This is a genomic window from Streptomyces sp. cmx-4-9, from assembly GCF_046548835.1.
Lineage (GTDB): Bacteria > Actinomycetota > Actinomycetes > Streptomycetales > Streptomycetaceae > Streptomyces.
The window spans coordinates 15,136-39,292 of record NZ_JAEBEE010000017.1 but is presented as its reverse complement, the minus strand read 5'-3'; the positions used below and the strand labels follow the sequence as shown (position 1 = coordinate 39,292).

The 24,157-nt window shown below is 71.2% G+C and carries 23 protein-coding genes and 1 pseudogene; 8 read left to right on the top strand and 16 right to left on the bottom strand.

Going from position 1 to position 24,157, the window contains the following annotated elements:
- Positions 1–358 precede the first annotated feature (358 nt).
- The 8 genes and pseudogenes from ACLJTM_RS34280 to ACLJTM_RS34245 all read right to left on the bottom strand — a co-directional run bounded on the left by ACLJTM_RS34280 (position 359) and on the right by ACLJTM_RS34245 (position 9,503).
- On the bottom strand, positions 359–511 hold the full coding sequence (locus ACLJTM_RS34280) for a hypothetical protein (RefSeq protein ID WP_411107734.1): 153 nt from the start codon (positions 509–511) through the stop codon (positions 359–361).
- Positions 512–1,529: 1,018 nt separating this feature from the next.
- Positions 1,530–2,783 carry an esterase/lipase family protein gene (locus tag ACLJTM_RS34275; protein WP_411107733.1) on the bottom strand — a complete coding sequence of 418 codons (1,254 nt, stop codon included), beginning with the start codon at positions 2,781–2,783 and terminating at the stop codon, positions 1,530–1,532.
- An 863-nt stretch (positions 2,784–3,646) separates the two neighbouring features.
- A pseudogene (locus ACLJTM_RS34270) lies at positions 3,647–3,814 on the bottom strand (cold-shock protein).
- Positions 3,815–5,216: 1,402 nt separating this feature from the next.
- Positions 5,217–5,657, bottom strand: a complete 441-nt coding sequence (locus tag ACLJTM_RS34265; protein ID WP_411107732.1) for a VOC family protein — start codon at positions 5,655–5,657, stop codon at positions 5,217–5,219.
- Between the two features lie 174 nt (positions 5,658–5,831).
- Positions 5,832–7,337 carry an alpha/beta hydrolase family protein gene (locus ACLJTM_RS34260; RefSeq protein WP_411107731.1) on the bottom strand — a complete coding sequence of 502 codons (1,506 nt, stop codon included), beginning with the start codon at positions 7,335–7,337 and terminating at the stop codon, positions 5,832–5,834.
- 245 nt (positions 7,338–7,582) lie between these two features.
- Positions 7,583–8,440, bottom strand: a complete 858-nt coding sequence (locus tag ACLJTM_RS34255) for an alpha/beta fold hydrolase (protein WP_411107730.1) — start codon at positions 8,438–8,440, stop codon at positions 7,583–7,585.
- 220 nt (positions 8,441–8,660) lie between these two features.
- The gene (locus ACLJTM_RS34250; protein ID WP_411107729.1) at positions 8,661–8,852 is read right to left on the bottom strand and encodes a DUF4236 domain-containing protein; all 192 of its coding nucleotides are present in this window, start codon (positions 8,850–8,852) and stop codon (positions 8,661–8,663) included.
- 321 nt (positions 8,853–9,173) lie between these two features.
- Positions 9,174–9,503 carry an STAS domain-containing protein gene (locus ACLJTM_RS34245; RefSeq protein ID WP_411107728.1) on the bottom strand — a complete coding sequence of 110 codons (330 nt, stop codon included), beginning with the start codon at positions 9,501–9,503 and terminating at the stop codon, positions 9,174–9,176.
- A 282-nt stretch (positions 9,504–9,785) separates the two neighbouring features.
- Here ACLJTM_RS34245 and ACLJTM_RS34240 point away from each other — a divergent pair, with 282 nt between their 5' ends.
- A complete protein-coding gene (locus ACLJTM_RS34240) occupies positions 9,786–10,826 on the top strand; it encodes a vWA domain-containing protein (RefSeq protein ID WP_411107727.1) in 1,041 nt (346 codons plus the stop codon).
- Positions 10,827–11,032: 206 nt separating this feature from the next.
- On the opposite strand, the gene ACLJTM_RS34235 is transcribed toward ACLJTM_RS34240, so the two are convergent.
- The gene (locus tag ACLJTM_RS34235; protein ID WP_411107726.1) at positions 11,033–11,191 is read right to left on the bottom strand and encodes a hypothetical protein; all 159 of its coding nucleotides are present in this window, start codon (positions 11,189–11,191) and stop codon (positions 11,033–11,035) included.
- A gap of 134 nt (positions 11,192–11,325) precedes the next feature.
- Between ACLJTM_RS34235 and ACLJTM_RS34230 the strand changes: the two genes are divergently transcribed.
- Together ACLJTM_RS34230 and ACLJTM_RS34225 are read left to right on the top strand one after the other, a co-directional pair.
- Positions 11,326–11,703 (top strand): PPOX class F420-dependent oxidoreductase, encoded by a 378-nt coding sequence (locus ACLJTM_RS34230; protein WP_411107725.1) that lies wholly within the window; start codon positions 11,326–11,328, stop codon positions 11,701–11,703.
- 135 nt (positions 11,704–11,838) lie between these two features.
- The gene (locus tag ACLJTM_RS34225; RefSeq protein WP_411107724.1) at positions 11,839–12,255 is read left to right on the top strand and encodes a DUF4190 domain-containing protein; all 417 of its coding nucleotides are present in this window, start codon (positions 11,839–11,841) and stop codon (positions 12,253–12,255) included.
- A 193-nt stretch (positions 12,256–12,448) separates the two neighbouring features.
- Here ACLJTM_RS34225 and ACLJTM_RS34220 read toward each other — a convergent pair whose 3' ends face one another.
- Complete coding sequence (locus tag ACLJTM_RS34220; protein WP_411107723.1) at positions 12,449–12,793, bottom strand: SCO0607 family lipoprotein; 345 nt, start codon at positions 12,791–12,793, stop codon at positions 12,449–12,451.
- Between the two features lie 445 nt (positions 12,794–13,238).
- Between ACLJTM_RS34220 and ACLJTM_RS34215 the strand changes: the two genes are divergently transcribed.
- On the top strand, positions 13,239–13,739 hold the full coding sequence (locus ACLJTM_RS34215) for a hypothetical protein (protein ID WP_411107722.1): 501 nt from the start codon (positions 13,239–13,241) through the stop codon (positions 13,737–13,739).
- A gap of 141 nt (positions 13,740–13,880) precedes the next feature.
- Here the strand turns inward: ACLJTM_RS34215 and ACLJTM_RS34210 are convergent, their stop codons facing one another.
- The 5 genes from ACLJTM_RS34210 to ACLJTM_RS34190 all read right to left on the bottom strand — a co-directional run bounded on the left by ACLJTM_RS34210 (position 13,881) and on the right by ACLJTM_RS34190 (position 18,618).
- Complete coding sequence (locus ACLJTM_RS34210) at positions 13,881–14,795, bottom strand: hypothetical protein (RefSeq protein WP_411107721.1); 915 nt, start codon at positions 14,793–14,795, stop codon at positions 13,881–13,883.
- A gap of 421 nt (positions 14,796–15,216) precedes the next feature.
- Positions 15,217–15,957 carry a PepSY domain-containing protein gene (locus ACLJTM_RS34205; protein ID WP_411107720.1) on the bottom strand — a complete coding sequence of 247 codons (741 nt, stop codon included), beginning with the start codon at positions 15,955–15,957 and terminating at the stop codon, positions 15,217–15,219.
- Positions 15,958–16,389: 432 nt separating this feature from the next.
- Positions 16,390–16,866 (bottom strand): hypothetical protein, encoded by a 477-nt coding sequence (locus ACLJTM_RS34200; RefSeq protein ID WP_411107719.1) that lies wholly within the window; start codon positions 16,864–16,866, stop codon positions 16,390–16,392.
- Positions 16,867–17,101: 235 nt separating this feature from the next.
- A complete protein-coding gene (locus ACLJTM_RS34195) occupies positions 17,102–17,515 on the bottom strand; it encodes a hypothetical protein (protein ID WP_411107717.1) in 414 nt (137 codons plus the stop codon).
- 83 nt (positions 17,516–17,598) lie between these two features.
- Entirely contained in the window at positions 17,599–18,618 is a 1,020-nt protein-coding gene (locus ACLJTM_RS34190; RefSeq protein WP_411107737.1) for a hypothetical protein, read from the bottom strand.
- A 559-nt stretch (positions 18,619–19,177) separates the two neighbouring features.
- Here ACLJTM_RS34190 and ACLJTM_RS34185 point away from each other — a divergent pair.
- The 4 genes from ACLJTM_RS34185 to ACLJTM_RS34170 all read left to right on the top strand — a co-directional run bounded on the left by ACLJTM_RS34185 (position 19,178) and on the right by ACLJTM_RS34170 (position 22,697).
- Complete coding sequence (locus ACLJTM_RS34185) at positions 19,178–19,627, top strand: MarR family winged helix-turn-helix transcriptional regulator (protein WP_411107736.1); 450 nt, start codon at positions 19,178–19,180, stop codon at positions 19,625–19,627.
- 217 nt (positions 19,628–19,844) lie between these two features.
- Positions 19,845–21,164, top strand: coding sequence for an aldehyde dehydrogenase family protein (locus ACLJTM_RS34180; RefSeq protein WP_411107716.1), 1,320 nt, complete (start codon positions 19,845–19,847; stop codon positions 21,162–21,164).
- A 336-nt stretch (positions 21,165–21,500) separates the two neighbouring features.
- A complete protein-coding gene (locus ACLJTM_RS34175; protein ID WP_411107715.1) occupies positions 21,501–22,028 on the top strand; it encodes a DoxX family membrane protein in 528 nt (175 codons plus the stop codon).
- A 258-nt stretch (positions 22,029–22,286) separates the two neighbouring features.
- On the top strand, positions 22,287–22,697 hold the full coding sequence (locus ACLJTM_RS34170; RefSeq protein WP_411107714.1) for a hypothetical protein: 411 nt from the start codon (positions 22,287–22,289) through the stop codon (positions 22,695–22,697).
- A 748-nt stretch (positions 22,698–23,445) separates the two neighbouring features.
- On the opposite strand, the gene ACLJTM_RS34165 is transcribed toward ACLJTM_RS34170, so the two are convergent.
- On the bottom strand, positions 23,446–23,766 hold the full coding sequence (locus ACLJTM_RS34165; protein WP_411107713.1) for an STAS domain-containing protein: 321 nt from the start codon (positions 23,764–23,766) through the stop codon (positions 23,446–23,448).
- Positions 23,767–24,157: the final 391 nt, after the last annotated feature.

Genomic DNA, 24,157 nt, shown 5'->3' with positions numbered 1-24,157 from the left:
CCCGCGGAGCGGGTACCTGAGCGCTGCGCGCTCAGGACCGAACGGCCTCGCTGCGCTCGCCCGGGGCCCTTCGGGCCCGGCTCTCCGCTTCGCTCCGAGCCATGGCCGGCCCTTCGGGCGGAGTCCTCCGCTTCGCTGCGGACGGCTTCGGGTCCGCTGCGCTCCCCCGAAGCTGACCCCGTTTCACGGGGTCCGGGCCTTTGGCCCGATGCGGTGTCCGCTCCGCTCCCACCCCGGTCCCTCCGGCTTCGCCTCCAGGACAAGGGACCGCTTCGCGGTCCAGCCAGCGGGAGCGGAGGGGCCGGGTCCCGCTCGGCCTGCTGGCCTGCGGGACCAACAGGTCGAGCGAAAGGGGTAGTCAGCCCGTCTCATCCCGCAATGGCTTCACGATCGTGTGCGTGATGACCTGCCCTTTGATCGTCTTTTTCTCCAGTGTCTGACTGCCCTTCGGGGCTGCTGGCTCCTTCGACGCCTGATCCTTCGCCTGGGCCATAACCTCGTCGTCCTCCATGTACAGCTCCTCTTCTCTCCACACGGTTGCTACCTGTTCAGCCTCCCCCACCGGTCTCACAGAAGAACCAGCGATTACACGCCGCCGAGACAGGCCACAACCAGGCTTTCGGCCCGTTGGGATGGGTCAGCTTCGCTTTTTCCACCCTGGCCATTCCGGCCTCGCCGCAAGGACGGCCCGCCGCCCGGACGGCTGGCTATGGACGGACTCCGGGGCTCTCCATTTCTGTTAACCGCCCTGAAGGGACGCACACGGTGGCGCGGACAGGACCGGATTCGAACCGGCGTCAGGCCCCGTTGAAGGGAGGCGCGTTGTCCACTGCGCTACCTGCCCCGCCGTTATCGCGCACAAGCTACCCCGCCGGGCCCATCGTCCCTGGCAAAGGCCCGGGCTATCGCTTCACTCTTGGTGTGCGCTTCGCTTCCGCCCAGCTTCCGGTCCGGCTTCAGGGCTTGAAGGCCTGCTCCGTGATCCAGGCTAGGGGGACGTCGGCTCTGCTTCCTGGGCCTGGGAACTGGCACCGGCCTGGCATTGAGGCGGGCGAGGCAGGAAGCCACGGACGAACGCGCCCGGGGGGAACCATCTCCAATGCTTCATTTTAGAGTGATGGATAGATTCTGGAGCCAGGGTCGTCTGGGTCCGAACTGCCTGCGCCCCGACATCTCCCCCGATGCCGTCCGCTCCCGCCTCCGCCACGCCAAAATTGCCCTGCGCCATTGCAGCTGCATACGGCTGTCCACCCGGCGCCACCCGTACGACGGCTGCCCCGCACACAAGGGCGGCCCGCCGCGCTGCACCCGCCCCCGACGAGGAGCAGCACTGTGACGGAATGCAGGTGCACCGGGACGTGGCCGTGCTTGCACAGCCAGCGGATAAGACGGTACGGCTGCGCAGCCTCAGAGCAGTTGGAGTCTGTAGCTGATGTCGTCTTTGGGGTCCATGAGGAGCGGTCGGGCTCGGCCAGCGAAGCCCGGGGGCGGGCGGGCTTATGGGAGCTCGCCCGACCCCGGAGGGGGGATCAGCCGGCGGCGACCTCGTTCACGATCCATGCGCCGAGTTCTTCGGTCATGGTGGTATGGCCCTCGTTGCGGCCGGCGGCCAGGAAGGCGTCGAGCTCGCTGTTGTCGGGCGTGATCGGCTGGTAGAGCGCCTTCGGGTCGCTGATGTCGCCGGCGGCGAGGGCGCTGATGGACGGGATGAAGCAGGACGTGGTGATGACGTCTGGGTCCACGGTGTTGCCGAGCAGCCTGCTGAGGAGCGCGACGAGGCCGAAGCTGCCGGGGTCGCCCTGCTCGGAGGGGGCGGTGAACAGGCCGCCGGGGGCGCCGTCGATGTCGGGCAGTCCGCTGGTGCGGACCAGGAGCGCCTCACCGCCCTTCTTCTGTAGGCGGGCGACTTCCTGGTCGCCGGTTGCCTGGGTCTTGAGCCACGTGTCGACGAGTGTTGTACCGTCGGCCCGCACGGCGGTCATGTCGGGCTTGATGCCGTTGCCGTTGCCGGTCTCCACGCCGTTGGCGACGCCGATCTTACGGACGGACCGCGGCCAGCCGCCGAGCTCTTCGAGCGCCCGGAGGAACTCGATCCGCTCGCGGTCCTCCTTTACGGTGCCGCTGGCCTTCTCCAGGTGCCAGCGCGCCATCTGGCGTGCGGCGGGGCTGTTGAGCAGCGCCGAGAACTGGCGCAGCTTCTCGCCCACGAGGGGGACCTCGCCCCAGTTGTCTGCTGCGAAGTGGGTGAATGCCTGCAGGGAGACAGGCAGCCATGCGCCCTGGTGCGGGGTGTCGTAGGAGAGGTACAGGGACGTCTCGTGGTCCGGGAGGGCGGGGTCCTGCTCCATCTTCGCCAGCGCGTAGCGGGTGACGAGTCCGCCCATGCTGAAACCGCCCACGACCAGTTTCGACCGTCCCACCCGCTCGGCAAGGGTGCGGCGGATGCAGTCGATGACGATGTCCGCGTTCGCCGTGATCGATGCCGCCCGGTTGTCGTAGCCCAGGATGATCACGTCCCGGCCGGTTGCGTGGAGCTCGGAGACGAAGCGGTAGTCCCCGTTCTCCTCCAGGCCCGCCCAGAGCTGGTCCAGGCTGCTCGGGCCGCCGGAAAAGCCATCGGAGAGGATGACCGGCCGGATGAGCTGCCTGCGGTTCAGCGGGCTGTAGAAGACCCAGGCCGTCCCACCGGGGAGCTCCCACTCATCGTGAGGCTCCGGGGCGGGGGAAACGGATCGGGGTTCGGGAGCGGTAGGACCCCAGATGTCGACGACAGGCGTGGTCATGATCAGTTGACCCCTTGGAGGACGGTGTGGGGTTCGCCGAGTGACTCACCCCTCAAGCCGCACCCTAAAAAGCAGAAACGTTACGGAGAGTGACGAATATGTGAGTTCATGCGAAAGTGGGCGCATTCGCTCCAAAAGGTGTGACCGGATGGGAGCGTGGGTACTACATCGGCTCCTCGGCCGGGATCCGGTCCTGATCGCGAAGTGGATCAGCTACCAGGTCTTCAACACCGGGCGGCAGGACTGGCGTCAGGACATCGAGGCGGGCCCTCCATACCGAGAGCGCGAGGGAGACCTCCAGGTCTCCTAGGAGCACACCAAGGGGACGTACCCGCTGGGGCGATCGCCGGCCAGCGCCGGACGTTCAGGGTCGGGCAGATAAACGGAGCGCGGCGGCCGAGCTGAAGGGTTCGGGATCGTGTGGGACACCGCGGACGTCGCCTTCGAACAGAGCCCGCCGCCGCGCAGGCGTACTCCGCGCGCTGCACGGAACCTTGGCGCCACGGAGCGCGGCCATCCTGGACGTGCAGATCGGGCAGTGGCTGACGAACGTACGCCGGTCCGGTGGCTCGGGAAGGGACGCGGTGCGCGGCGAACGACGGGCCGCGGCCCTGTCCGCATCGACGAGGACGGGAACCCCGCCACTTCGGGGTGGCCAGGAGACTGGCCGGGCACTGCGCCTACCTCGCCCAGCTCCTGGACGAAAGCGCCCACCTGGCCTCCCCGACGGGGCCGCCCACCGCACCGGAGTATGGCTCTCCAACGAACGCCGGCGCCGCGACCGGCTTGATGACGGGCAGCTCGCCGCATTCGCTCAGCCAGGAGTGGAGTGGGCGAGCGCCCCCTGGTGAGTGCGGTCGGCGTTATGCGATCTGGACCTCTTCGGCCTGCATGCCGTTCTGCCCTCGGGTAGCGACGAAGGTGGCGGCCTGCCCTTGACGAAGAGGTCATCACCCGACTGGGGCGTGATGAACCCGTACTCCTTCTCTTCGTTGAGCCACTTTCACAACGCCGCTCTGCCGACCGCTCAGGCTTCCACCAATCTCTCCGAGGATGATCAACACCGCCATCCCTGTCCACCCCCCGCCTCCAGGGAAACCCAAGGCCGTGAGCAGCTGACACAACCGTCATCGGGCACGGGGATGTCGAAGGCCTCGCGCGGTACCTGAAGGGGGCCGGGCGCGGCGGTTATGCCCGGGCGCGGGCACGTGGAGCAGCTCCTGAGGGAGGTGGCTACCGATCCGGGGTGGTGGATGGGAGTAAGCGACCATCCATTTGGTTGCGCTGTCTGACTGCTGGGCTGGCTCTGACGCCGAGCCTGGGGGCTGGAGTCTGCGCAGGCCATAGTCGGGCGGCTACCCGTGCATCCGCTCAGGTCCGGGTGCAGCCCATGGGCGCCGGTAGTGGACCGTGCACACAGGGCGGGGTTTGGGGCGAGGCGGACGTAGCTTGCAGCTGTGGGCGAATGCGGTCAAGCCGGCAGATGGCTACCGTTGAACGCAAGGAATGCTTGCCCAGGGATGGGAAGAATTACTTCACGTGCCTTCCCGGCGCCCGCTGGTCTTCATCTGTGCGCTGCTCACGGTCATGGAAAACATTCGGTCGTTCGGCCATGGGCATTCCGTGGGTCGAAGCGTCACAGAAGGTCGGTCGTGTCATATAGACGCCAGTGCCACCAGCCTCCCCGCCGATGCGACTGCCGGTAGGCGAACGGATCCGGGAGGGTCCTGCGCCACAGCTCGTCATCCAGTCGTGCCAACAAGGCTTCCAGGTCCCGACGCGGACGGGGAGGGAGCCTGTGCACGGTGAGCTCCAAGAGATCCCGTGCCAAAGCAACGTTCGTCCCGCGATCACAGTCCTGACAAGGACAGTAGGCATGTCGCAGATACAGATAGCGGCCCGGACGGGTCAGGAACCCACGGTAGGTTTGGAGTGCGGCGCTAGTCGCTCCAGGCCACAACCCCTCGTCATATGGGCGCCGGCATTCCTCGCGATGAATCGCGGAAACCGTCCGGGAAGAAAGCCCCTCTATGTGCGAGGGCCACAGCGTGGGGAACTCTTCCCACCAAAGTCCGGCTCCCCCACACAGCGGTCGCGGTACCACTCGATGCGCGCGCAGCGCGCCAGGCCGCCTACGCGGCATAAGCCTTTCGGATAGCACTCATGAAACTGATCATCACATGAACATGAGGAGACGTCCAGAGTCCCCCGGTCTCTCTCAGGGCGCCTGGAATGCCGGCCTCCTCCGGTGTGTAGGAGTCCGCCACCCTTGACGGTTGGGGCGAGCGGGGTGACGGTGATGCGGTCTTGAGGGGCGGGGCCGGGGGTGTCGAGGACGGCGTGGCTGTTCGCCTCCTTGAAACCGAAGGGGAGATCGCCTCCGTTGCTGTGTGGATTCCAGGACGCCTTGGAGCGGGCAGGGGTGTGGGGGCTTCAGCTGATTTCTTCGGCCAGGGCCAGGAGGATGCCTGAGGGGCCGCGGAGGTAGCAGAGGCGGTAGATGTCCTGGTACCGGGCCACCTCGCCGATCAGTTCGGCGCCGTGGGGGCGCAGGCGGGCGAGGGTGTCGTCGATGTCGTCGACGGCGTACATGACCCGGTGCAGGCCCAGCGTGTTCGGTGGCGGGTCGTGCGGCGTTGCGGTGATCGCCGCGGGGGCGTGGTACTGGGCGAGTTCGAGCTTGCCGTGGCCGTCCGGGGTCCGCATCATCGCGATGTCGCTGCGGACTCCGTCGAGGCCGACGGACTGGTCCGCGAAGAGGCCCTCGATCTGTGCTGTGCCTTCGACCTCCAGGCCGAGTTCGGTGAAGAACGCGACGGCGGCCGCCAGGTCCTCGACGACGATGCCGACGTTGTCCATCCGCTGGAGCGTCATGACGGTTCTCCCTCTTTTTCGGTGTCACCGGCCATCGGTTATAGCGGGGACGGAGCCGGTGGCGCGTTCTCGACACCCCGGGGAGGGCTGGTTTCCAAAGTGCCCGCCGGTGGGTGGAGTTCCATATGGACCGCCCACTCGGGGTTGGCGGCGGTGGCGGGGTGGTGTTGAGGGTCAGGGGTGGGGGTCCGGGCGGTGGGTGGTGAGGTCGCCGTAGGCCACAAGTGTGGCGGGGAGGTCGATGTCTTGGTGGCGCAGGGTGGTGTTCAGGAAGGCGAGTGTGGTTGCGGCGACGGTGCGGGGGCTTTCGGTGCGGCCCAGGGTGCCGGCCAGGGAGGGTATCGGGGGCAGGTACAGGGGGGCGTCGGTGAAGGTGAGGTGGGCGGCTCCCGGGATGGTGAGCCGGTAGCTCGTGGCGGTGCTGAGCTGGAGTGTTTCGGTCAGGCGGGGCAGGTAGCGGGGGTCGGTGTCCGCGGTGATGGCCTGGGTGAGGGCGAGGGCAGGCTGGGGGAAGGGGCGGGGGTCGGGGTCTCGGGGGTAGCCGTCCAGGTCGATGACGGCGGCGAACCGGGGGTCTTGACGGGCGGCTTGGAGGGCTGCGCCGCCGCCGAGGGAGTGGCCGGTGACCGCGGTGCGTGTGGTGTCCAGGCGTCCGGTCAGCGGGTCCGTGGTCTGGCCCTGGCCTTGGCCGTCCGCTCTGTTCAGGTGGTCGAGTTGGGTGAGCGTGAAGCTTAGGTCGGCGGCGCGGATGGCGGTGGTCTCGGTGGCGCGTCTGTTGTCTTCCCCGTCGTCGCCGGTCGCGGTGATCCGGGTGTTGATCGTGCGGCCGTCGGTGAGGACGACGGCGGCGGAGTCGTAGGGGTGGTCGAGGGCGGCGACGACGTAGCCGTTGGCGGCCAGTTCCTCGGCCCATGCGGTGTTCTGGGTGCGTACTCCGCCCAGCCCGGGAGAGAACAGGACGACGGGGAAGCGTTCGCCGGTTCGGGCCGGTGGGGCGTTGAAGACCGAGTGGGTGCGGGCGCGTGGGACGCCGTCGATGAGGAAGGCGGGAAGGCCGGTGTAGCGGGCCAAAGCCTGGGAGACGGTGCGTGCTTCCTGGGGTGTGCGGCCGAGGTAGGGGGCCCGTGGTGCGTTTGCGGGGTGCTTGTCTGCGGGGTACCAGAGTTGGGTGACGACGGTGCGCCGGTCGTCGGGGTCGTCGGTTGCGGTCTCGGGGCGCTGCGGGTCGGTCCACTGCATGACGCGGGTGCCGACGGCGAAGCGGCCGGTGGGTTCGGGGAATGCGGGGACGGGGAAGGCCCAGGCGGCTGCCGGCCCGGTGGCGATCAGGGTGGTGCAGAGGAGGGATCCGGGCAGTGCCAGCCACCAGGGGGCCCGCCTCGCCGGCCGGCCGGGGCGGCGGCGCAGGAGGGGGAGGGCGGCGAAGGGCAGGGCGAGGGCGGCGCCGGCCGCCACCGGCAGCATCTGCCAGCGAATGCCCACCGCGTCTGCCGTGCCCAAGACGCCGGGGCCACCCAGGGCCAGTGCTCCCAGGGCCAGGGTGCAGAGGGAGCCGGCCGTGATCGTGAGGGGCGTGCGGGCGGCGGGGGGAAGCCAACGCGCTGCCACCAGCGCGAGGGCTCCCAGTACGGCAAGGACTTCCAGGGGGGACAGGTGCAGCCCTGTGATGGTTTGGCTCACCCGGTCATCCTCGGCGCGGGTATGCGCTGCCGCGTCGGCCCCTGGTCGCTCTCGTGTGCGACTGCAGGCTCGTCCGGGGCGTGTTCCGTGTGCGACCGAAGTCGTAGTCGGGGTGTGGTCGGGGTCGAGTCAGCCGTCGTGGGGCGGGGCGGTGGCCGGGGGCTCGGGGTGGGTGGCGGGCGGGTGCCGGGTGGGTGCCGGGTGGGTGCCGGGTGGGTGCCGGGTGGGTGCCTTGGGGTGGCGGGTCAGGTGGTGAGGGTGGCGAGGAGGGCGGCGGCGGCTCGGGGGTGGGTCAGCCAGTGCAGGTGGCTGCCTTGGAGTGTGCGGACGTCGAAGGGGTTGTCTGGGGTGAGGGCGTCGGCTTCGCGGATCATGCGGTCCTGTGCGGCGGGCGGGATGCTGGCGTCGGCGGCCAGGCGTACGTACGTTTTGGGGATCCGGCCCCAGGTCGCGGCCTGGGCGCGGTCGGCTGACGTTCCGGTGTCGAGGTTTTCGTCGGGCTGGAAGGTGTTCAGGAAGGCCCGGAACTCGTCGTCGGTGAGGTCGGCGGCGAGGGCGCGTTTGAGCGCGGTGAGTGCGGCCGGGTCGGCGGTGCGGAAGTTGGTGCGCAGCACGCCGAGTTCGGCCGGGTTGGCGACGAGGGCGCCGGCGAAGCCTGCCATGTCGACGTCCGCCATCTCGGGCTGGGCGTAGTAGGCGTTCACGTCCAGGTCGACGGGGCACCAGGCGGAGACGTAGACGATGCGGTCGATCAGTTCGGGGCGGGCGTTGGCGACGGCGGTGGCGGTGATGCCGCCCCTGCTGTGGGCGACGAGGAGGGTGGGGCCGTTGCGTCGGGCCCGCTCCAGGACGTCGATCACGCGGGCGGTGTTGTCGGCGAGGGTCACCCCCTTGAGGGTTCCTGGTTCCGCGGCGAGTTCGTCGGGCAGTTGGGGAGCCTGGTAGGCCGCGGGGAAGGTGGCTTCGAACCCGTGGCCGGGGAGGTCGACGGCGACGGAGCGGTGGCCCAGGAGGGCGAGTTCGCCTTGCAGGGGTGCGAAGGAGAACGAGTTCGCGAAGGCCCCGTGAACGAGTACGTAGGTGGGAAGGCTCTGACTCTGCATGCTTCACCCTGCAACACGATGATCTTCGGATCAAGGACGGGTGTTGCCGCACCTGTTGTCCTGGCGACTGGTTCGGCGGGTGTTTGTGGGTGAGGTGTCGTCGGGGCCGTGCGGGGTGCGCTGCTCCGCTGGTTCGGTGCTTGTGCTCGTTCCGGCGGGGATGCGGCGAACCCCCGGCGGGGTGGGCCGGGGGTTCGGGGGCCTGCTGCAGGGGCGGGGGTCAGCCGCGGGTGGTCTTGCGCCAGCCGAAGGGGCCCGGCAGGTCCATGGAGGTGGTGCGGCGTCCGGTGCTGCTGTGGGTGTGGCGGGGTCCGTGCTTGCCGCCGCCGGTGGTGATCGACCAGGACTTGCGGTTGATGTTGAGCCGGACGCCGGGCAGGATCTGGAAGCTCTTGCGGAAAGTCAGCGGCATGACGTCTCACTTCCTCGGTGTGCGTCGGGCGGATGGGCTCGACTGCGGTGGTGTGCGCGTTAGTTGGCTTACGTGTGTCCGGCCGGGGCTGTTCCATGCATCGGGGCCGGCCGTGTTCCGGCCCCGGCCGATCTTTGCCGGGTGCCGTGCGGTGTGGGGTTCGGGGGTTTGGGGTTTGGGGTGTGGGGTGTGGGCGGGTGTGGTGGCGTTCGTGTGAGCGCGTTCAGCGTCCGGTTGGCCGGAGCGGGCGTGGGCGCGGGCTCGTGCGTGGGCGTGCCGGCTGCTGTGGTGTGCGGCTGGACGGTTGCCGGTGTGGCGGGTTCAGAGGCGGCGGGCGGCGTCCACGCTGTCGACGACGGTGAAGAGGTCTCCGGCCTGGGTGAGGTCGAAGACCCGGTTCAGGCGTCGTGAGGCGGGGCCGACGAGGACGAGGCGGCCGGTGTGCAGCAGGCGCAGCATGAGGGTGAGGAAGGTGGAGTCTGCGAACTCCACGGCGGTGACGTCCAGGACGATCCGCTGCACGGTGGGGTCGTGGACGGCGGCTTCGACGGCCGTCTCCAGTGGGCCGAGGGTGTCGGCGTCGAACTCGCCGCTGCAGATGACGACGCGTACGCCGTGCTCGTCGGGTGGTACCTGGACCCTTTGTTCCATCGGCCACCTCCTGTGTCCGCCGGCCGCCGGTGGTACGGCCCTGGTGAGGCTGCCCGTTCACGGCGGCCGGCAACCGGGGGCTGGTAGCCGGGGGTGGGTCAGGGTCGGGGCAGGGGGTGGTCGGCGGCCGGTGGCTGGGCCGGCGGTCGTTGGTCGGTGGCCGGGCCGGTGGTCGGTGGGGCGGGGGTGGTGCCGCGGGGGTGGGCGGGGGCGGGTTCGGGGTCGATTGTCAGTGGTGGCTGGGAGGATTGGAGTATCAGTTCGGGAAGAGGGGGAGCATTCATGTCCGGGGTTCAGAATTACATCAACCACGTTGCTCTGGTGCTGGATGCGAGTTCTTCGATGTCGCATCTGAGTCGCAAGGTCGTCGAGGTCGCCGATCAGCAGATCTCGTATCTGGCGCGCCGGTCGAAGGAATTGGACCAGGAGACCCGCGTCACGGTGTATGTGTTCGCGGACACGGTGGAGTGCGTCATCTACGACAAGGACGTGCTGCGGATGCCGTCCTTGAAGCAGATGTACCGGACGGGCGGGATGACGGCTCTGCTGGCGGCGACGCTGAAGTCGCAGCGGGAGTTGGCGCAGACGGCGCAGCTCTACGGTGACCACAGCTTCCTGACGTTCGTGCTGACCGATGGTCAGGAGAACGCCAGTCACCGCTGCCCCGATGCGCCGGTGAAGAGTGCGCGTGCCTTGGTTCAGGCGGTGGCCGAGCTGGTCGAGACGCAGCAGGACAACTGGACTCTGGCTGTTCTCGTGCCGGATCAGATGGGCAAGCGGGAGGCCATGCAGTGCGGTTTCCCGAAGAACAACATCGCCATCTGGGATGCCACGAGCACGCAGGGGCTGGAGGAGGCTGGGCAGGTCATCCAGCAGGCCACCGAGAAGTTCATGGTGGGCCGAACCAAGGGCATCCGGGGATCGCGGGCGGTGTTCTCCACGGGTGCCGAGACGGTGAACAAGAAATCCATCGAGGCGGCCGGCCTGACGCCGGTGAATGCGGCCGAATACCAGTTGATTCCGGTGGCCCGGGAAGCGGCGATCCGGGACTGGGTCGTCGAAAGTGGACACACGTACCGCACCGGTTGCGCGTTCTACCAGCTGAGCAAGTCGGAGAAGATCCAGGCGCAGAAGCAGATTGCGGTACTGGAGAAGAAGACGGACCGGGTGTATACGGGTCCGCAGGCGAGGGCGGTGCTCGGGCTGCCGAATACGGAGGTCCGGGTCAAGCCTGACCACAATGACGAGTTCACGATTTTCGTGCAGAGCACGAGCGTGAACCGGAAGCTGGTGCCGCAGACGCGGCTGCTGGTGATGGTCTGAGGGTGCGGGGCGGGCTGCCCGGGGGTGCTCCCTTCGGGTAGCCGGGAGGGGGCAGGGGGCGCCCGGGGCCGGCCGGGGGGCTCGGGGGGTGGGGGGCGGGGGCGTCCTGGGGGCCCTGGGCGATGTCCTGGGCGGCGTCCTGGGCGGCGTCCTGGGGGTGGGTGCGGGCCGGTTCCCGGTGCGGGGGGGGTGGCGGGTGCGGTGGGTTAGGCGTCGACGAGGGGCTGGGGGGTGAGTTTGTCCTGGGCGAAGGCCAGGTTGCGGCTCACGCGCTCGTGTTCCCCGGCGGGGAGCCTGCCCTCCTCCAGCAGACGCCGGGCGCACTGGGCGGACTCCTCGTACGCGCCGGTCCAGTAGGCGGCCACGGCCAGTTCGTCCAGGGCGCGCCAGTCGTAGCATTCGTGCTCGACGAAGAGGACGTCGGCCGGTCGGGGGATGCGGGCGGCCTGGCGGGCGAAGAGGTAGTCCAGGGGCCAGCGGGGGCCGTGGAGGCGGCAGCGTGGTGGCGCTGCTGCGGCGCCCCAGTACCTGCTACATCGCGACGTCGATGCCCGACGGCTCTCCCCAGCTGACCCAGACGTGGATCGACACCGACGGGGAACACGTGTTGATCAACAGTGTGGCCTCGCATCAGAAGACCCGGAACATCGCCCGGGATCCGCGGGTGGCCGTCGCGGTCGCCGACCCGGCGGAGCCTGCCTCCTACGTCCAGATCCGGGGGCGGGTGCTGCGCGTGACCACCGAGGGAGCCGACGCCCACATCGAGGAGCTCGCGCAGAAATACCTCGGCGGCCCCTACCCCTGGTACGGCGGCCGTGACCAGGTCCGTGTGGTGTTCGTGATCCAGCCCGAGCACATCAGCAGCCCCCGCGGCTGAAGCTCCCGGGCGGGTAGGCGGGCTGGTGGGTAGGCGGGTAGGTGGGTTTGCGGGGGCGGGTCTGTGGCAGACGGGCTGAACATCACTGCTTTGCAGGGAAGTTGCCCACCGGCCGATCGATGAAGGGACCCATCCATGTCCGACGCGTACCGTTCCCCGGACGGCACCGGCACCAGTGCCCACCCCTCCCCCGCTTCCGCGCCCGCCACGGGGCGCAACGGCCTGGCCGTGGCCGCGCTGGTCACCGGTATCGCGTCCCTGTTGCTGCTGTGGCTGTGGTTCGTGGGCATTCCGCTGGCCTTGGTGGCCATCGGTCTGGGCATAGCCGCCCTGCGCAGAGCCCGCGGGGGTGCTGGGGGCCGCGGTATGGCCATCACCGGCCTGGTCCTGGGCTCGGTGAGCGTGGTCATCGCGGGCATCCTGGTCGGCGTCGGGGTGTCCATCCTCAACTCCGACGAGGGCAAGGACCTGCGGTCCTGCCTGGACAGCGCGCAGACGCAGCAGGAGAAGCAGGACTGCTCGAACAGGTTCAACGAGGACGTCCAGAACTGACGCGCAGCTTCTCCTTCTCCTCTCCCTCCCCCGTTCCGCTCTCCCCTTTTTCTTGCAGTTCCCCTGGCCCGTCTGGACCGGCTCTCGTAGCCGGCCCAGACGGGCCGGGGTTCGTCGTGGCGGCTCCGGCGGATCAACCCGCTTGTGCGGTATGGGGTCCGGCCGGTGCCGTCCGCCGCGGGGGCGGTGCCCGCTACCGCGGGGCCGGGGCGTCGAGGATGTTTCCCTTCTCGTCGAGGGTGTGGGTGTGGGTGCGCCAGTAGCGGTCCCAGGTGTCGTCGACCGTGCGGGGGAGTTTGCCTTCGGGGTGGCGCGTGTAGCCCTCAGATGGTTCTTCGCCGTCCGGGACGCAGGCCGAACCGGTGTCCCCCACGGTCATGACGGGGTACTCGCCGCCGCGGCAGACGGCCTCCTGTATCGAGCAGCCGGCCACGGCGGCGGCCGCAGTGACGGCGAGCACGGCGGCGGCGGTGAGAGGGGTGCGGACGGCACCGCGGCTGCCGGTGCAGGGTCGGCGGCGGGGCCGGGATCGGGCCATGGGTGCCTCCTGTTGTCCCGGGGCGTATGCCCCGAGGCGCACCCTGGCACGCGGTTCTGCCCCTCGCCCGGCTCCCGTCCTCTGCCGTGCGTACGGTCGGCCCCGTCCCCCGTCCCCCGTCCCCCCTCCCCCGGCCCGTCGCGTGCGGTCGGTCTCGCCCCGACGGTCGGTCCCCGGTCCCGGTCGACACCGGTGTGGCGCGGCGGGACGATGGGAGGGTCACTGCCCTTGGTGAGCGGGATGGCTGTTCACCGCAGAGGGGGTACGGGGGCGCCGCCTGCGCGCCCGCAGTGGGGCTCGGCCCTGTGTGTGTCTGCGTACCGGGGGCGGGTGTGTGCGGCTGGGTGCCGGGCACCGGTCCGGTGCGCGGCGGCCCGGTCCGGTGCGGTGCGCGCCGGCGCCCATTCTTCTCGGCAGCTCCGCTTCAGAGCGGGAGGAACTACAGATGAACACCCGGACTCGACTCGCCGTGCTCACCCCCTTGTTGGTCTCCTCACTCGGTCTCGGGGCGGTGGGGTTGGCGGTGTCCTCGGCACATGCCGCCGTGCCCGACGCAAGCTGCCTGGTCAAGACGCAGCACAACGGCGCCAAGGTCACGGTGAACGGCTCGGGCTTCAAGCCGAAGACCAAGGTCCTCGTCGAGGGTTCGACGGGCAAGACCTTCACCGCCAATGTCACGGGCAGTGGCAGCTTCGGCGTCGCGAACCTGCCGGCCGGCTCGTACACGGCCACGCAGAGCGGCACCGGTGAGGTCAGTTGCGGCTCCGCCAAGGAGTCCGGGCAAAAGGACGCCCAGGGCCAGTTCCGCAAGGGCTTCAAGGACGGCTTCGCCGACCTGCGCCAGGACTGCAAGCAGAAGGCCAACCCGGGTCTGACCGCGGTCGACCCGAACTACGAGAAGGGCTACACCGCCGGGGCCGCGCAGGCGGTGAAGCAGTTCTGCTGAGCGGCCTCGCGGCGGCCTCGCGGCCTCGCGTGGCGGTGTGGTCGTGCGGTGGGGCGGGCGGACCGGGGAATGCGGGGCGCTGGACGCCGTACGGTACTGCTCCCTGCCGCGTCGGGATGCTTTCGCCGTTCCGGCGGGGTGTCAGCCCGCAGCCTCGTGGGCGGCGGCTTTCCGGGAGACCGTGTCGTAGAGCGGTTTCATGCGGTCCACGAGTTGCTGGAAGTCGGCGGTGCGGCCGTCGGACCACTGGCCCATGGACACCACCATGACCCGGCCGTGGCCGGTGAAGGCCTGGACGAGGCCGCTGTCCGCGGGCAGGGCCGGCAGACCCGATCCGGGAGGCGGGGCCTGTGCGGCGACCTGGTAGTCGTCGAAGGCCATCGTCAGCTCCGTCATCACGGTCACGGTGTCCTGGGGGTCTTTCATCGTGAAGACGGCCAGGTTGAACTGGTTGTTGCGGTCGTCCTTGTAGAGGGCGATCTGCTCGCCGATGCAGCCGGCACTGTCATCGATCATGGCGGCCAGTCGGGGGCCGACACTGCCCGGTTCGGTGCAGGACTTCATGACGGTCGAGCCCAGGCGGGTGAAGGTGGTACCGGAGGGGTCCTCGACCCGGGCCGGGAACAGGTCGGCGAGCGGCGCCATCGGCCGGGTGCCGGCGGGCCCGGCAGGCGCCGCGCTGTAGCTGTCGTGGTGGTCGGTGTTGTCTTGGCTGTTGCTGTCGGCGCCTTTGCTGCTGGCGCTGTCGTGGGTGGGGGCTTTGGTGTCGGTGGGGGTGGGGGTGTCGGTGTGGGTTTGGGCGTGGGTGTGGGGGCTGCTGGCCGGTGGTGTTCCGGTGTACTGCAGGATTGCGAAGGCGGCGCCTGCGGCTACCAGCGCGAGCGTCAGGTGCAGCGGCCACACCCGCCGGGACCGGGGTGCGGGTACGGATTCCGGTGCCGGTGCCGGTGCGGGCTGGGCGGGGAGTTGCTGTTCCTCCCAGCGTCGGACGAAGTCGTTCCACTCGTCGTCGTCCGGTCCGGTGCCGCCCGCGGGTATCTGATCGTTGTTCGACACGGACGAACCCTAGTGATCAGCAAGGGCCGTACTGAATGTCGGCAGGTCACAGCCTCATTACTGTCTCTGCCTGCGTGGCGTCGCCGGGCGGCGTCGTCCGTGCCCCGGCAGCGGGTCCTTCGGGCGTTGAGGGGCAGTCCGGGGTGTCCGGCGTCGCAGAGGGCGTGCTCCAGGGGGGTGGGTTGTCCTGGCCTTCGAGGAGGGCAACCACGGTGGGTTGGCGCCGGTTCGCCGCCTTGTTGGCCGTCGCCGGTGGGGGTGGTGGCGGGCGGGGGTCTCGTGCACGTCGTGCGCCTGCCGGGCGTGGACGATGTCTTTGCTGCCGAGAGGCTTGCTGACGGTTGGTTGGGGGCGCGCGGCACCTGAGCCGAGTTGGCCGACGGGCGGTGGTTGCATCCGTCGGCTGTCCTGGGGCGGCGGGTCAGTCGCGGTCGACGTGTTCGCGTACGACGGTGCCCTTGGCTGCGTCGATGTCGTAGGTGGTCTTGTTCCAGTCGTCGGGGGTGACGATGTCGACGGACCACTGGTCGTCGTCGAGTTCCACGGCGGTGACGGTGCCCTGCTTGTGGCTCGTGGCGGTCGTGACGGCCTGGGGTGCGGGGGTCGTCGCTGCCTTGAGTTGTGCGGCGAGTTCGCTCTTGTCGTCGGCGTCCTGTCCGGGCTCGACCCGCGAGCGGGTGACCTTTCCCGTGACGGCGTCGACCTGGACATCGTGCTGGGTGCCGTCCGCGGTGGCGACCGTGACGTCCCAGACCGGGGCGGCAGCGGCCTGTGACGGGGAAGGGCTTGGCGTCGCGGGGCTTGGCGTCGTGGCGGGGCTTGGCGTGGTGGGGTTTGCCGTCGTGGCGGGGGCCGTGGTGGCGGCAGGGGTGGTGCGGGAGGTGGTCAGTTCGATCTCGACGAGTCTGCTCCCGGCGACGTCGCGTACGGCGGTGTCCGCGGCCTGGTTCCACTGGATCTTGGCGGCGGGGACCAGGAGCATGCGTTCGCGCTGGTCCTGGGTCAGCGAGGCGCTGCCCGACCGGCTGGCCTGGGGGGAGGAGGGTGCCAGGGGGGCGGAGGTGACGGGGTCCTTGCTGTTTCCGCCGCAGGCTCCGGCCAGGAGCGCTGCGGAGAGGGCGAGGCAGACGGCGGGGCCGCGGCGGCGGACGACGGTGTTCATGTGCGCCACGCTTGTCCCGTTCCCGGGGATCGGGTGGGGGCGCGCCGCGACCCACCCGATCGTGGGTGGCCAGGACGCCCGGTCAGCGCAACCCGGCGCCTGGATACGGCGACAGGCGGGACACGGCCGACAGCCGGGGTCCTACGGCCGGGGAAGGTGGAAGGGGGAAGGGGGATGGGGCCGGGGCGGGGGATGGGGCCGGGGTGGGGGTGCGGGCGGGTGGGCGTGGGGTGGGGGTGGGGTGGGGGTGGTGGGGGTGCGGGCGGGTGGGGCGCGGGCGGGTGGGGTGCGGGCGTGGTGGTGCGACCCGGCGCTGACCGTGTCAGCCGATGCCGGCCGAGGCTGGCATCCAGGTCGCAGGTGGCGTGTCGCACGGCTGCGGGCTCCGTGGCGGTGCCGCGGAGCCCGGGCCGAGCGTCAGGTCGCCCGGGGTCACCCGCCGGGAGCGGGAGCCGGGGCCGGCGGGGCGGGCGCCGGAGCCGGCGGCGCGGGCGCGGGGGCGGGGGCGGGGGCGGGCGGGGCGGGTGCCGGGTTCGGCGGTGCCGGGGCCGGGGCCGGCTTCGGGGCTTCGGGCTTGTGCTCGCAGTAGACCTTGCCCTTGTAGAACTTGCAGCCCGGCATGTTCTTGACGTCCTTGGGCTTGCTGCTGTTCTTGCCCTTCTTGTTGTGCTTGGTCTGCTTCTTGTGCTTGTCGTCCCACTTGCTCTTCTTCTTGTGACCGTCATGGTCGCCGTGGTCGCCCTTCGCGTACTCGACGTGACCTGCGGTCTTCGTGGCGACCGAGCTGGCGGCGGCCGGCGATGCCGCCGGGGCGGCGAACGCGCTGCTGGGCAGGAGCGTGCCCGCTCCGACGAACGCGGCCGATGCGGCGACCAGGGCGAAACGCTGCGTACGAGAAGTGCGGAACATGGGTTTTTCTCCTTCAGTGGGAGGCGGTGGAGCGGGATGACTCCATTAAGGCCTCCGCACCCCCGGGGGCACATGTCCCCAAAACTCGGGACTTGACAGAGAACCGCCGACGCATCACCCTGCCCGCCCGCCCCTCCCCCGCAGCCTGCCCGGGCCATGCCTCCCGCGAGCGCCGGGGGCGGGAAGCGCGGTGGGGCCGGGGTGGGGCGGGGCCGGGGTGGGGGCGGGGCCGGGGTCAGGGCATCGGGTCCGGGTCGCAGCTGGCCCGGCGCAGCCCGATCGCGTGCAGGGCCCGCATCAGGGCTTCGGCGTCGCTTTCGCGTACGACGTGGACGGCTCCCTCGGCGGCGAGGCCCGACACCGCCCGGGGTACGCGGGTGGCGGAGGTGCGCAGTACCACTGCGCTCGGGGGGTCCAGGGCCCGTACCCCGTGGAACACGTGCAGGACGTCAGGTGCGGCGTCGAGGCGGTCGAGGCCGGCGGGCAGCGACAGGACGGTGATGTCGGGGAGCAGGACGCGGGCGTGTGCGAGGGCGACAGCGGGGTCGTGGGCGTGCGATACGACGCGGAAGTGCGGGTTGCGCTGGATGCCCGAGCGCAGCAGTTCGAGCTGCTCGCCGTCGGGCACACCGACCACCAAGACCGTCATCACCTGCTCCATCCTGCGTTCCGGTACGCCGTGGGGCGACTCGGGGGCGGCGCCGGGGCGGCCCGGGCGTAGCCGTGGGCGGGTCAGACGCCGACCGCTTCCTCCATCTCCTCCTCCTGTTCCTGTTGTTCTTGTTCTTGCTTCTGCTTCTGTTCCTGCTTTTGCTTCTGCTTCTGTTCCTGCTTTTGCTTCGGGGTGGTGGTGCGGTGGCGTTCGGTGAGGGCGGCCGCGCTGGTAAGCAGCAGGCCCGGGAGGAGCCACAGGAGGAGGGTGGCCAGGTGGCCGGAGAGGCCGTCGTGGCCGAAGTAGAGGAGGCTGCGCAGGCCTTCGAGGTATCCGGCGCCGTTCCAGAAGGCGTGGAGGGAGCCGAAGAAGCCGTTCTGCAGTTCGGGGCGGAAGAGTCCGCCGGAGCTGGTGAAGTTGAGCATGACGAAGAGCAGCATCATGGCCAGCGTCGTCCAGCGCTTGAGGAAGGTGTGCAGGCCGACGCCGATGAAGAGGATGCCTGCGGAGTAGAGCCAGCTCAGCCCCCATACGGCGGCCAGACCGTGGTGGGCGAGGTGGAAGACCGGTCCGGCGAGCAGGGCGCCGATCGCGCTGACGACGCCCGAGACGGCGAGGACGAGCAGGGCGCGGCTGCGCATGCGCAGTGCGGCGCCGGCGCCGCCGAGGACCGCCACCGAGGCGTAGGAGCCGATGCTGACCGCGACGAGCAGGAAGAACAGTCCCTGGCCGGTCGGGTCGTCGTCGACGGTGGGGACGACGTCGGTGACCTCGAGCGGGGCGCCCTGGCGGGCGGCGACCGGGGTGAAGATCTTCTGTGCCACGGTGGCGCCCGTGTCGGAGGCGGCGGTGGCGACGATGAGTTCGGGCCGGGTCGGGCTCGGCAGGTAGGCGGCGGTGATGCGGCGGTCCTTGACGGCGTCCACCGCGTCGGCGCGGTGGGCGAGGGTGCGTACGTCGAGGGCGTCACCGGCGTTGTCCTTGACGGTCTGGGCGAAGACCAGGGCGCCGGGGCCCTCACCGACGACGGCCACGGGCAGGTGGTGGGGTTCGGGGTGGACGAAGGCGCCCAGGTAGGCGAGCCCCATGCCCAGGCACATCAGCAGCGGGGTCAGCAGGTGCGTCAGGACGTGGCGTAGCGCGGGGTGCGCGGCAGCGGTGGGGTGGGCGGCAGCGGTGGGGTGGGCGGGCGCCGGGGCGGGGTGAGCGGGGGTGGGGGGTGCGGTGGCGGCTGCCGGGGCGGTGGTGGGGTGGGCGGGTGCCGGGGTGGGGTGGGCGGGTGTGCGACCGGACATGCGGGGAGGACCTTCGGTATCGGCTGGCCTGGGCGGGGAGTGGCGGGCAGCGGGTGGCGGGCAGCGGGCGGGCGGGGCGCGGGGCGGGCGGGCTGGTGTTGGAGGACGCCGCTTGTCCTGCCGGCCCTGCGCAGGGCCGCCCGGCTCTGTCCGGGTCGTGCCGGGGTCCTGCCCGGGTCCTGCCCGGCCCTTCCGGGTGCCGCCGGGCCCGCCACACATGGTTGGCATATACAACTTCTCTTTAAGTTGTATCATACAACTAGATGCGAGCGGAGAGGAGGTCGCCGTGGCCACGGACCCACCCGGCACGGCCTGCCCGGACGGTGAACGCCGGGAGGCTGCCATCGAGACGATCCAGCGGGAGATGACCTCCTTCGCCCGGCGCGCCCGGTCGGCGGCCGCGCGGATGCATCCGGAGCTCTCCCTGGTGTCCTTCACCCTCCTCAGCCACCTGGAGGAGCGGCCGAACTGCCGGGCCTCGGCCCTCGCCGCCCATTACGCGCTGGACAAGTCGACCGTCAGCCGCCAGGTCGCGGCGCTGGAGCGGGCCGGGCTCATCCGGCGCCGTCCCGACCCGGAGGACCACCGGGTGCACGTGCTGGAGCTCACCCCGGCGGGCGCCGCGGCCCTGGCCCAGGCGGCCGAGAGCCGGCGCGTGATGTTCCACGAGCGGCTCGCCGACTGGCACGGCGAGGACCTGGACCGCTTCGCCGCCTACCTGCTGCGCTACAACGAGCACCAGGACGGCCGGGAGCGCGCCGAAGCCCCGGGGCACCGCGGGGAGCCGGAGCGCCACCCGGAGCGGGCGGACTGACGCCCCCGGGCCGGCCGGCACAGGCCTGAGCCGCCCCTTCTTCCGCGCGTGCGCTCTACCCGGCTCAGCCCTGCCGCCGGCCATCCGGGGAGGATCGAGGCGGGCCCGCCCCGCCCGCGGGGCTGCGGGGAATGCCGCCCACCCGATAGTTGCTATATACATCGAATGGCGGGGTGTCTTCGTTCTCCCCGCCGCGCACCCTCTCAAGGAGCCATGCATGTCGGACCAGCCCGCACCCCAGCCCGCCGACCTCGTCGCACGGCTGCGCGCCACCTTCGCCACCGGCCGCACCAAGCCGCTCGCCTGGCGTACCGGGCAGCTGGAGGCCCTGCGGCGGCTGCTGACCGAGCGGGGCGAGGAGCTGGCCGCGGCGCTCCACGCCGACCTCGGCAAGAGCCGGCAGGAGGCCTACCGCACCGAGATCGACTTCACCGTGCGGGAGATCGACCACACCCTGGAGCACCTGGCCGGCTGGCTGCAGCCGCAGCCCGTGCCCGTACCGGAGCGGCTGAGTCCGGCGGCCGCGCACACCGTGCAGGACCCGCTCGGGGTGGTCTTGGTCATCGCCCCCTGGAACTACCCCGTCCAGCTGCTGCTCGCCCCGGTCGTCGGTGCGCTGGCCGCCGGCAACTGCGTCGTGGCCAAGCCCAGCGAGCTGGCGCCCGCCACCTCCCGTGCCGTCGCCGGTCTCCTGCCCCGCTACCTGGACCGTGACGCGGTCGCCGTGGTGGAGGGCGCGGTCGCCGAGACCACCGACCTGCTTGCGCAGCGCTTCGACCACGTCTTCTACACCGGCAACGGGAAGGTCGGCCGGATCGTCATGCGGGCCGCCGCCGAGCACTTGACGCCCGTCACGCTCGAACTCGGCGGGAAGTCGCCCGTCTTCGTCGACCGCGGCACGGACCTGGACGTGGTGGCCGCCCGCCTGGCGGCCGCCAAGTTCATGAACGCCGGGCAGACGTGCGTGGCCCCCGACTACGTACTGACCGACCCGGCGACCGCCCGGGAGCTGGAGAGCGCCCTCGTCCGGGCGGTGGCCGCCCTGTACGGCGAGGACGCCGCCCTGTCGCCCCAGTACGGGCGGATCGTCAACGAGCGGCACTTCGACCGGCTGACGGGCCTGCTCGGCTCCGGGCGCACCGTCACCGGCGGCGCCCACGACCGCGCCGCCCGCTACATCGCCCCGACCGTGCTCGCGGAGGTGGCAGCCGGCTCCCCCGTCATGAGCGAGGAGATCTTCGGCCCGATCCTGCCCCTGGTGGAGGTCGCCGGACTCGACGAGGCCATCGCCTTCATCCGCGACCGCGACAAGCCGCTCGCCCTGTACGCCTTCACCGAGTCCGACACCACCCGCGAACGCCTGACCCGGGAGACCTCCTCGGGCGCGCTGGCGTTCGGCCTGCCCGTGGCCCACCTCACGGTGTCCGACCTGCCCTTCGGCGGCGTCGGCGAGAGCGGCATGGGTAGCTACCACGGCCGCTACTCCCTGGAGGCCTTCAGCCACCGCAAGGCCGTACTGGACAAGCCCCTGGCCTGACCCGCCGCCCCCCTCCCAGGCCCTCCCCCGGCTGCCGAACCCCGCCTTCCGACCGGCTGCCCGGCCTTCCATGTCCGGCTGCCGCACCCCGCCGACGACCGGTTGCCGGGCGTCCGGGACTGGGCGGTCCCGGGAGGCGGGTGCGGCGGGCCGGGCAGGCGGGTGCGGTGGGCCGGGCGGTCATCGCCTGGGCGGGGAGGTGATCGTCGGGGGGGGCGGGAGGTGATCGCTCGGGCCGGGTGGTGATCGTTCGGGGCGGGTGGTGATCGTTGGGGTCGGGTGGTGATCGTCGGGGCCGGGCCGGATGGACCGGCCGAGCCGGGGCAACAGCGGGGCATGGCTGTCCTTCGAAAGCTCGCCCGTCCCCTGCTGGCCGCCCCGTTCGTCACCGGCGGGCTGCGCACCCTGCGCCGCCCCGATGCCGTGGCCGACCTCGCCGGACCCGTCGTCAGGGCCGTCGGGGAACGCATCCCGGCGCTGGCCGGAGACCCGCTCAAGCTCGTACGCATCACCAGCGCCGTCCAGGCCGGAGCCGGCCTGCTGTTCGCAACGGGCCGCGCCCCGCGCCTGTCCGCGCTCGCCCTCGCCGCGACACTGGTGCCGACCACCCTGAGCGCCCACGCGTTCTGGACCGTGGAGGACCCGGAGGAACGCGCCCGCAGCCGGGCCCACTTCCTGACCGACCTCTCCGCACTGGGAGGGCTGCTCATCGCCGCCGCCGACACCCACGGCAAGCCCTCCCTGGCCTACCGCTCCCGGCACGCCCTCGACCACCGGCACCCGGTACGGGCCGTCCAGCGCCCCGTCGAGGCAGCCACGGCGAGCACGGCCGCCCGCGTCAAAGCCATCACGCGCACCCTCTGACCCGCCCCCTCCCTCCCCCGGAGGACGGCCACCGGGCCCCCCACGAGCCGTCCTCCACCCGATCCACCCAACCCGCTGACCCGCTGACCCGCTGACCCGCTGACCCGCTGACCCGCTGACCCAACGATCCACGGCACCCGGCCCACCCGACCGACGCTGCCGGCCCCGCAGCCACATATACGGCTGGGGCTGCAGGTACGGCCATGCGTACCGGTACGGGTACGGCTGCGGGTGCCGCCGGGAACGACGAGGAGCACCATGGCAGACGCCCGTCACGACCCCGGGCGCGCCTGCGCCGGTCCCCCGCTGCGCCTGCTCGGCCTATTGGCGCCGGACGCGGCCGGGCCGCGCCTGCTGGCGCAGACCTGGGCCGCCGTCACCCGCCGCACCCGGCGCCGCCCTCTGGCGGGCCCGGGCGCGGTGTGCGCGGGCGCCTGCGAGCACCGCTCGTACCCGGGCCGCAAGGGCGGCCGGCCCCGGCGCGAGGAAACCGCCTCCCCGGGCGGCGCCCTGCACCGCGAGCGGGCGGCCCACGGAACGGTCGCCTCCCGCACCACCGGCCCCGACGACCTGGCCGCGCTCCTGGACATGCTGGACCTGCGGCCCGGCCCCGACGGCAACAGCCACAGGCGCGGCGATGCAGGACCTGGCGGGCGCAGCGGCGCATGAGCCCGGCCCTGCCCGGGCGGCGTACCGGGGCGGCGGGGTGCGGTGGCGGGGAAGGAGGCGGCCCGGCCCTGGCAGCGATGCCCGCATTCACACGTTCTGGCTGTACGCCCACCTTGAGGAGCAGTGCAACCTGTGCGCCATGGGCTGGGGTCCACGTGGTCACGGCCGCACACTGCCCCGGCCACCAGGGGCGTCTGCTGGTCGCCGACGCCGCTCCCACGCTGTGTACCGGTCGGGCCCGCCGGTCCCCGAGCACGGCACCTACTTCTCCGCTGGCATGGACGCACCGGATCCGCTGCCCATCGCCTCCGCCGAACGCCGCCGACGCCACCGCGGCCGCCACCGCGTAGACCGCGTAGACCGCATAGACCGCGTAGGAAGCTTTCACTGCCCGCCTGCAGACCCCTCTGCACCCAAACGCCCCTGCCCTACCGCGCCGAGACCGGCAAGGACTACGAACACGACCGGTCCTGCGCCCGACGGCCCGCCCTCACATCGGCGGCCTCGAAGCCACGAAGCACATGAGGCAAGTGGCGCGCGGGAAGCGGTCGGTGCGCACGCAGCGGGTGGCGCGCGGGAGGGCGCCGGCCGGTGAATCCGGCAGGCAGCCCCGACCGGGCACAGCCCACGACAGCCCCGCACCACCATTCCCAGGATCGTCTTTTGACGGCAAGCCAGTTCTGCTGGTGCTGACGGCTTTTGATGAACTTCCACTGGTGTGGTGCTGGCTGTCGCCGCGGGCTGATGGTCAGGTGGGCGGTACCGGGACCACGGGGAACAGGCCCCGGGCCCCGGTCAGCTCCAGCAGGCGCAGCATCTGCGGGGAGGCGCCCGCCAGGCACAGTACGCGGCCGGAAGCCAGCGCGTGCAGACGGGCGTTGAGCAGGGCGCTCAGACCGGAGGAGTCGCAGAAGGCCAGCGCGCTGAGGTCGATCACCACCTCGCCCGGGGCCCGGTCGATCACGGACTCAAGCTCGCTGCGCAGCTGCTGGGCGCACGCCACGTCCAGTTCCCCCGACACCCCGAGGACCACCAGGGCCGGTTCCCGGGCCTGACCATCGTGCTGCACGTCCCTCGCCCCTGTCTGTGGCCCACTCTCGCTCTTCAACCGTACCCAGCCCGGTGGAGGCGACCCGCGGTCCGGCCCGTACCGGTCCCGGAACAGCAGTGCAGGAGTCACCCACACGAGACCCTCCCCGCCCCACAGCCACCTACCGACTGACGAGGGGCGGGGGGCGGCGAGGAGTGGGCGGCGTTGGTGTGGGCGGTGTTGGTGTGGGCGGGCGGTGGGCGGCGGGTGGTGTGGGCGGGTACTCAGGGGGCGCTGTGGTCCGCGGGCCCGTCCCTGGCGGTTCGCCGGTGTTCAGGACGAAGTTGCGCCCCTCCCCTCGGGCAGCCGCAGCCGCAGCCTCGTCGTGAGGCAACGGTGCCCAAGCCACTGGTTGTGCGAGCTCGGCACG

Excerpts from the sequence above, each read along its gene's own strand:
- ACLJTM_RS34195 (WP_411107717.1), bottom strand. The coding sequence starts at position 17,515 with ATGACGGTCTTGGTGGTCGGTGTGCCCGACGGCGAGCAGCTCGAACTG.
- ACLJTM_RS34220 (WP_411107723.1), bottom strand. The coding sequence starts at position 12,793 with ATGGCCCGATCCCGGCCCCGCCGCCGACCCTGCACCGGCAGCCGCGGT.
- ACLJTM_RS34175 (WP_411107715.1), top strand. The coding sequence starts at position 21,501 with ATGGCTGTCCTTCGAAAGCTCGCCCGTCCCCTGCTGGCCGCCCCGTTC.
- ACLJTM_RS34205 (WP_411107720.1), bottom strand. The coding sequence starts at position 15,957 with ATGAACACCGTCGTCCGCCGCCGCGGCCCCGCCGTCTGCCTCGCCCTC.
- ACLJTM_RS34190 (WP_411107737.1), bottom strand. The coding sequence starts at position 18,618 with ATGTGCCTGGGCATGGGGCTCGCCTACCTGGGCGCCTTCGTCCACCCC.
- ACLJTM_RS34250 (WP_411107729.1), bottom strand. The coding sequence starts at position 8,852 with ATGCCGCTGACTTTCCGCAAGAGCTTCCAGATCCTGCCCGGCGTCCGG.
- ACLJTM_RS34275 (WP_411107733.1), bottom strand. The coding sequence starts at position 2,783 with ATGACCACGCCTGTCGTCGACATCTGGGGTCCTACCGCTCCCGAACCC.
- ACLJTM_RS34200 (WP_411107719.1), bottom strand. The coding sequence starts at position 16,866 with ATGTTCCGCACTTCTCGTACGCAGCGTTTCGCCCTGGTCGCCGCATCG.
- ACLJTM_RS34170 (WP_411107714.1), top strand. The coding sequence starts at position 22,287 with ATGGCAGACGCCCGTCACGACCCCGGGCGCGCCTGCGCCGGTCCCCCG.
- ACLJTM_RS34225 (WP_411107724.1), top strand. The coding sequence starts at position 11,839 with ATGTCCGACGCGTACCGTTCCCCGGACGGCACCGGCACCAGTGCCCAC.
- ACLJTM_RS34215 (WP_411107722.1), top strand. The coding sequence starts at position 13,239 with ATGAACACCCGGACTCGACTCGCCGTGCTCACCCCCTTGTTGGTCTCC.
- ACLJTM_RS34185 (WP_411107736.1), top strand. The coding sequence starts at position 19,178 with ATGACCTCCTTCGCCCGGCGCGCCCGGTCGGCGGCCGCGCGGATGCAT.
- ACLJTM_RS34265 (WP_411107732.1), bottom strand. The coding sequence starts at position 5,657 with ATGACGCTCCAGCGGATGGACAACGTCGGCATCGTCGTCGAGGACCTG.
- ACLJTM_RS34240 (WP_411107727.1), top strand. The coding sequence starts at position 9,786 with ATGTCCGGGGTTCAGAATTACATCAACCACGTTGCTCTGGTGCTGGAT.
- ACLJTM_RS34180 (WP_411107716.1), top strand. The coding sequence starts at position 19,845 with ATGTCGGACCAGCCCGCACCCCAGCCCGCCGACCTCGTCGCACGGCTG.
- ACLJTM_RS34280 (WP_411107734.1), bottom strand. The coding sequence starts at position 511 with ATGGAGGACGACGAGGTTATGGCCCAGGCGAAGGATCAGGCGTCGAAG.
- ACLJTM_RS34255 (WP_411107730.1), bottom strand. The coding sequence starts at position 8,440 with ATGCAGAGTCAGAGCCTTCCCACCTACGTACTCGTTCACGGGGCCTTC.
- ACLJTM_RS34245 (WP_411107728.1), bottom strand. The coding sequence starts at position 9,503 with ATGGAACAAAGGGTCCAGGTACCACCCGACGAGCACGGCGTACGCGTC.